The organism is Sphingopyxis sp. GW821-FHT10B01 (assembly GCF_059415685.1).
Map to the genome: position 1 here is coordinate 256,820 of NZ_JBWKNS010000008.1, position 8,327 is coordinate 265,146.

General features: G+C 62.4%; 1 pseudogene. It reads left to right on the plus strand.

The annotated features are described in order from the left end of the window. Positions 1–267: 267 nt before the first annotated feature. Positions 268–8,327 (plus strand): annotated as a pseudogene (locus AC07NV_RS21925) (hypothetical protein); the annotation flags it as partial.

Sequence of the window (8,327 nt, forward strand, 5' to 3'; positions counted from 1 at the left end):
GCAAGCCTTCGCGGCAGGTCGGGACGGCGGGCGTTCGCACACTCGCTTCTTGTCCGCTGGTGACCGGCTTCGCGGTTTGATGGTTGTCGCGTCGCGTTGAAGTTCTGCCGCGTCGTGAGACGATACGGGGAAAATGCCTGTTTCATCCATTCTGGATGAATTCAGCCTTCAAATAAGCCCATAGCCCCTAAACTTTACCTGATTCCGCCGGAACGGACCTTTGCAGCCAACGAGTCTGCATGGAACATATTTGCGGGACGTTTTTAGATGGTATCGATATTCACTGGAGCTGGAGCGGGTTTCCAGCGTGGTTCGGGCAATATTCTGGGCGGCGCTGGCCTGTTGGGATCGGCGGTCCAGGGGCGAAGCGGCGAGAGCGTTTCGGTCAATGCGGCGACAGGAAACCTGCTGATATCGCAGCAGGACGACTTCCTGATCGGGCGCGGTCCCGACAGCGCGGTATCGCGAACCTACAACAGCCTGGCGCAGGTCAGCGACGATAATGGCGATCATTGGCGCTTCGGGTCGCAGCGGCGGCTGCAGAACTGGACCGGGACCGCGAACACCGCAGGCGCCACTGTCGACCGGGTGGGCGAGGACGGGTCGGTCATCACCTACACCTATGACGCGGGGCTCGGCTATTACCGTGCCACCGACGGCGCGGGCGCGCACGACAAGATCTTCAATGTCGGCCATTGGATCTGGACCGACGGCGACACCCAGACGCAAGAGGGCTACGACAGTGGCGGTACGCTGCTCGGCATCACCGATACCGACGGCAACAGCGTCGCCTTCACCTATCACGCCCACACCTCCGGCTGGCGTCTGTCGCGCGCGACCACCAGCAACGGCGAGTATCAGGAATATCAGTGGTCGGGCGAGAATCTCAGCCAGATTGTCACCGGCTACACCGACCTTGCGACCGGCACGGCAAAGACGCTGACGCGCACGCGCTATGCCTATGACGGGCTGAACCGGCTGACGCAGGTGACGGTCGACCTCAGCCCGACCGACAACAGCATCGCCGACGGCAAGACCTATGTCACCAACTACAGCTACGACGGGTCGAGCCGCCGCGTCGCGACGATCACGCAGACCGATGGGTCGAGCCTCGCCATTGCCTATGACGCGGCAGGCCGCGTCACCAAGCTGACCCAGACCGTCGCCGCGGGCGACCTGCGCGTGACGCGCATCGGCTATGGCGTAAACGTCACCAGCGTCACCGGCCCCAACGACCAGGTCACGCGGCTTTGGTACGACAACAAGAAGCAGCTTGTGCAGCTGATGAGCCCGCCCGCGACCAAGGGCGGCGTCTCGCAAGTGCTGCAATATGAATATGACACCAGCGGCAATTTGATCCGCACCATCGAGACCGACAGCGTCAATGCCTCGATCCCGGCTAATCTGATCAACGCCGCCGGCTGGGGCGACGGCGAAGTCGCCGGGCGCGGCGAGAATCTCGTCGACGACAGCGGCTGGCCGCAGGATGTCGATGGGACGCTGCCGGCTAACGGCACGATCGGGTCGGGGTGGACCGGCTATTATACCCATGAAACCGAGTGGACGGTGACGACCGGTCCCTATGGTACGACCGTCGTGTCGATGAAGGCGGGGCAGAATGATGCTGCCGGAACGGAAGGCGGTGGCGCACAAAGCCTTGCGTTCGATATCGATGCCTCGAAAGCCTATGAGTTCACTTATTATTTCAAACTGGATGCGCCCGCACGACACAGCATCTATTTTGGAACAGCGACAGGCAACCCCGCGGTTGTCGAGTTTGCTCAGAACGGTACAGCCGAGACCAATCCCTACTTCTTCTCGGCGAGCGCCGCTTGGCAGAATGCCAATCTGACGGTTGGAAAATGGTACAAGGTCGTTGGTTATGTTCTGCCCGAAGGGTCGGCAAATGTGGGCAGCTACGATCATGGCGGAATCTACGACACGACGACCGGCGAGCGGATCACGGTGGTCAACGCCTTTCGCTGGAGCGAGGATCGCGGCTCGAATATCGCGTTCACCCGTTTCTTCAACTATTACGAAACGGCCATCGGCAAGAGCACCCATTTCTATAAGCCCGAGGTCCGCGAGGTGTCGGACTTCGCGATCCTGCGGACCGGCGAAAAGCTCGACATCGTCAAGGACCGCAACCTGATCGAACGGCCGCTTCCCGCGGGCTGGAACGATGGCACAACGGTTGATGGCGACAATGAAGCGCGGTGGAGCGAGATGCTGGGTCCCGATGGGTCGTGGCAGGTCGGGCTCGAAACCGGCCAGTTCGATGGCACGGCGGATGGCGGCGGAAACTATACCAACAGCTTCACGGTCGACCCGACTAAGACCTATCGCTTCACCCAATATGTCCGGAAATCGGACCTGTCGCGCCATTTTCTCTATTTCGGCGTTATCGCTTCCAGTCCCGCCACGGTGAAAAACGCTTGGGACGGCGCCGAGAACGTCAACCCTTATTTCCTGAGTTGGACCGACGATTCTCAGCGGGGTCTTCTGCAGGAGGATCGCTGGTACAAGGTTGTCGGATATGTGCTGCCGCAGGGATCGGCCAATGTGGGATATAGCAGCCTCGGCGGCATATATGATGCGGTCACGGGCGCGCGCATCTGGGATGTGAATAATTTCCGCTGGAACGAAACCATGCCGAGCACCTCGGTGGTTGCGCGCTATTTCAACTTTTATGACGAAACGCAGCACGGCTGGTCGGCTGATTGGCTCGCGCCCGAGGTCGTCGAGCTGGAAAATGGCGACCTCGCCGCTGACAATGCCAACCCGTTCGGCGTCACCTATGACGAAAGCGGACGGATCAGCCGCTTCACTTATGACGCCAACGGCAATCTGCTGACCAGCACCGACGCGAACGGCAATGCCGTCACCCGCACCTATGGCGCGAAGAACGAACTGCTCACCGAAACGCGCAAAGGGACGCATGCGGGGGCGGCTTACGTCGACAACATCGTGCCCGCAGACCTCACGCAATGGTCGATTGGCGGGGTAGCCGCCGTTCCGGGAGGCGTGATCGATGGCCACCCTGCGATGCTCTATACGTCCGCACCTGGTGCGAACTGGTCGGCTGCGTCGGGGAATGCTTACACCGCCGTTGCGGCAGGCGATCAAATGACGTTCGAGCTTACCCTGCAGGCCGTGGGAACGATTACCGAGCAATCGCTCGGAATATATGGCACCCTGAGCGGTTGGGGGCTGGCCGCGGACTCGACGGTGCAAATCCTATCGGGCCCCGGGACAGCGAACGGCGTAGTGGGCGCGCTCTGGCAGATTAGCGGCCTTTCGACCACGCAGGCCACGCGCATCCGGATCACTCGTACCTTCGCCCAGAATGAACCGGCGATGCCCTATTTCTATGTCGACCATCCCGGCGGATACCGCGATGGGGCCCAGTTGCTGGCGGCCGCGCCGAAAGCCAGCCTGTTGCGCGGCGGCAGTACCGACCTGACCACACGCTATGTCTACGACGGCGAGAACCATCTGCGCTATGTGGTGACGCCCGAGGGACGCGTCACCGAATATACATATCATGGCAGCGGCGAGACCTATACGGTTACCGAATATCCGGAGCATGGCTATCCGGTGGGATCGGGTGCCCTGTCCGAAGCGGCGATGAACGCATGGCGCGATAGTATCGCGGACAAGCAGAGCCTTCAGCACAGCTATATGGTCTACGACGCGCGCGGCAACATGACGCAAAAGGTCGACTATGGCTATATGACCTCGGGTGGGACGGGCTGGACGTCCGAAGGCTACACGCACAGCTATTCCACCTATGATCAGTCCGGCAAACTCCTGAACCGCCAAACCGCGACGCTGGCTGCCGAGACCTTCGTCTACGACGGGCTCGGCCGCCTCGTCGGTTCGACCGACATGGCGGGGGGCACGACGACGATCGTCTTCAACGACGCCGCGCTGACGACGACGGTGACGACGGCGTCGGGCGGCGTCACAATCAGCAGCTATAACAAAGCGGGCGATCTGGTCGGGACGGCGCATGGTGGCAGCTACGACGTGAGCGGGTCGGCGAGCTATCGATACGACCAGAGCGGCCGCTTGCGGATCGCGACCGATGCGACCGGGAACAAGCGCTACACGGTCTACGACAAGGCGGGCCGCAAGGTCGCCGACATCGACCACTACGGACAGGTCACCGAATATCGCTATGATGCCGCCGGGCGGATCGCGGCGACGGCGACCTATGCCATCTATCTGACCGCGGCGCAGCTCGCGCTAATCAGCGATCCGAACACCACGGTGGAGATGGAAGCGTTGCGGCCCGCGGCGCACCATTATGACATCTGGAGCTGGGCCATATACGATGATGCCGGACGGTTGATCCAGAGCATCGACGGAACCGGCGGCGTTGCCGTGTTCAGCTATGACCAGTCGGACCGGCTGGTAAAGACCGTTCGTCATTACAGCTGGCTCTCGGCCGCACAATTGGCGGCGTTCCGGATAACGCCGCCGACGGCCTTGACGGTTCCCGTGGCGGATGGGCGCGACACCGTCAGCCGCAACTTCTACGACCGCGACGGACTGCTGATCGGATCGCTCGACGGCGAAGGCTATCTGGCCGAAGTCGTCTACGACAAGGCTGGGCAGAAGGTCGAGGAGATCGCCTATGCGGCGAAGACCCCGGCTTCCTATTGGGATGCGGGCAGCCTCGACCAGCTCCGCGCGAGCGCGGCGCCGGCATCGAGCGCCAACCGACGGGGCCGCTTCGTCTACGACGGCCAGGGCTTCTTGCGCTTTGCCGTCGACAATGCGGGCCAGGTCACCGAATATGTCTATAAGAGCAATGTCGAATGGGGTGCGATCGGGCATGTTCGATCGACGATCCGCCATGCGGTGGCGATTTCGACGAGCGACTTCACCTACGACAATGTGAAGGCGCTCGTCGCGGCGAACGCCTCGCATGCCGCGAACCGGACGAGCTGGTCGGTCTACGACGCGGCGGGCCGCGTTTCCTATGCGATCGACACCGACGGCGCGGTCACCGCCTTCACCTACGATGTCATGGGCAATGTCGTCAAAACCGTCGCGTTCGCGGCGACGCGCCCGACGAGCTCGCTTCCGGTCGAAGGGACGATGAACGACTGGCGCGACGCCAATATCGGGAACGCCGCCAACCGCATCAGACGCAACTGGTATACCGCGGGCGGAGACCTGCGCTTCACGGTCGATGGCGAAAACTATGTCCGGCGGTTCGATTATGATGCCGAAGGACGCGTCACGGCCGAGGTTTTCTGGTCCGGCAAGGTCACGGTAACCGACGCGACGACGATTGGCGACATCGATTCCATAACCGCCGCTTCGAGCCCGGCCCTTTCGCTTGGAAAGGTCTATGATGCCGCCGGGCGCCTCTATATTTCCTATGACGGCGAAGGCGTCGCCACCGTTTATACATACCGCGCCGACGGCGTGCCCGCGACAATCTATTACGCCTATGGCACCGCCGATCAGAGCATGATGCATTTTGCCACCGATGGCGCTGGCCGTGTCGTTGCGGAATATTCGGCGTGGGGCGAAGCCGAACAAAGCGTCGTCCAATATGGCTATGACGGGCTCGGCAACCGGGCCAGCAGGACCGACGCACGCGGTAAGGTTACCTATTACACCCATGACGAAGTGGGCCGAGTTCTCACCGCGACCGACCCTGCGGGCGGGGTGACGGCTTACGAATATAACGCGTTCGGCGAGGTGGTGAAGACGACCGATCCGAAGGGCGGGGTCACTCATAGCTATTATGACGAGCTCGGCCGCGTTGCGAAGGTGCGCGATGCCGAGGATTATGTCACCGAGACGAGTTACACCCGCTTCGGCGAAATTGCGACGATCACCCGGCGCTACAACAAGACCGTGAGCGCAGCCAGCACCACGACCCCGCCCAGCGTGACCGCGCATGCGCAGGACGCGACGACATCGTTCGAATATGACAAACGCGGGCTCGTCATCAAGACGACCGATGCCGAGGGCTGGTTCGAAAGCCATGTCTACGACGCCTTCGGGAACCGCGAACGGACGATCGGCAAGTCGGCGGGCGCCTCGAAGATCGCGGGGGGCACGACCTATTATGCCTACGACCGCCGCGGTCTTCTCGTCGCCGAAACCTTGCCCGCGCCGTCGGCGGACAAGGACGCCAATGTCCTCGCCTATTATGTCACCAACAGCTACGCCTATGACGCGCGCGGCAACCGTATCCAGAAGATCGAGGCTGCGGGCCTGCCCGAGGCACGCACGACCAGCTATGTCTATGACAAGGCGAACCGGCGGACCGAGACGCGGATGGATGTCATCCGTGTCGTTCCCTCGAGCGGCCTCAACATCGTCGACACGCGCATCGACCGGATCAGCTATGACGCGCGCGGCAATGTGACGAGCACGACCGACGGGGCAGGGGCGCGGACGGTCTATTATTACGACGATCTCGACCGGGTTGTCGTCACGATCAATGCGGTTGGGACCTATTCGGCCAATATCTATGACGAGAACGGCAATATCACCGCGACGACGGTTTATGGAACCGCGGTGGCGATACCCGCCGACGGCGGCGCCAAGGAAGAAAAACCCGCGGCGCCGGGCGGGGACGCACGCGTCACCCATTTTGCATATGACAATCTGAACCGCCTGCTGACCAGCAGCGTCGCGGGGATCGCCAGCTATGTCTTCAACGGCTCGACTTGGGTGCGGTCGACCGATCCGATCGTCACGACCTACGAATATTCGGCGATTGGCGATGTGGTGCGCAGCTTCGATGCCAACGGCAACGCGGCCTATTATTATTACGATCGGCTGGGGAACAAGACCGCGCAGCTCGACGCCGGCGGCTATCTCACGACCTGGAGCTACGATGGCGAAGGGAATGTCCTCGCCGAGCGGCGCCATGCGACGCGCTTCACCGGATCGCCGACGACGGCCTCACCGCCGGGCGTATCGACGAGCGCCGCCGATCGCGTCACCCAATATAGCTACGACCGCAACGGAAACCGCCTGATCGAACAGCGCCTCGACGTCCTTGTCCACAACGGCTCGGGCGGGACGAGCAACATCCACGCGACCCTCTATTTCCAGTACAACGGTCTTGGCCAGGTCGTGCGCAAATATGAAGCGACGGGCGAGGATATCCAGTATCTCTACGATAGCGCGGGCCGCGTAGGGCGCGAGATCCGCAGCGCCTTCACCAGCCACCAAGGCACCAGCGTCACCCCGACCATCGACTATTTCTACAACGGCCTCGGCGACCTGACCCGCACCGTCGCGGCGGGCGCAGGCGACACCGCCGCGCGCGTGACCCGGTACCAATATGGAACGGGCGGTGTGCTCGAATGGGTTCAGGATGCCAGCGGGCAGACCGTCTATCATTATCAGGACATCGCCGGGCGCAATCCGGGCACGCTGGTCAACCATCAACGGTCCGATGGCACGGTGATCGCGTCGCGGGCATACAGCCTGCAGGACCATCTGGGCCGGGTGACGGAGACGCTCAGCTATTATTACGACTATACCGCCGGCGCCGGTTGGGACTGGGGCGTTCCCTATCGCAACGTCTATAACGCCTATGGCGAGGTCGTGACGACGACGGTGAACGGCGCGACGAGCGGCGAGAACCGCTACGATGGCGCGGGCCGGCTGGTCGCGACGACATCGGGCGACGGGGTGTGGAAGCATTTCGGTTATGACAAGAACGGCAACCAGACGATCGCGATCACCTCGGCGGGGGCGAGTCTTGCGGGGCTGAGCTTCGACCAGGCGCTGGCGCTGGCCGGCAACGAAAATGTCAACGCGACCTATACGATGTACGACGCGCGCGGACAGGCGGTCGGCGTCACCGAGGAACAGCGGCGGCTGAGTGCGGGCACCGTCCAGACTCTCACCTCGACGCGCAGCACCAACGCGTTCGGCGAGGTGGTGAGCGAGACCAATGCCGCGGGTGCGACGACCACATATGGCTACAACAATATCGGCCGGATGATCCGTAGCGAAGGCCCGGCAGCCAGCATCACTTTGGAGAATGGCGCCGTCCAGACGGTCCGCGCTGCACAGGACTTCTACTACGACCAATCGGGCCGCCTGGTCGCAACGCGCGACGCGAACGGCAGCTATGATGGCAGCGGCACCAAGGTGGCGAACAGCGGCAACCTGACGCTCCTCACCCTGCTCGCGGGTACCGGCTACAACGGCAGCGAAGCGCTGGTGTCCCAGCAGATTGCCGCCGACGGCGGGATCAAGCAGACGAAATACGACATCCACGGCGACGCGCGGACACTGATCGACGAGATCGGCCGCACGACGACACAGCTGTTCGACGG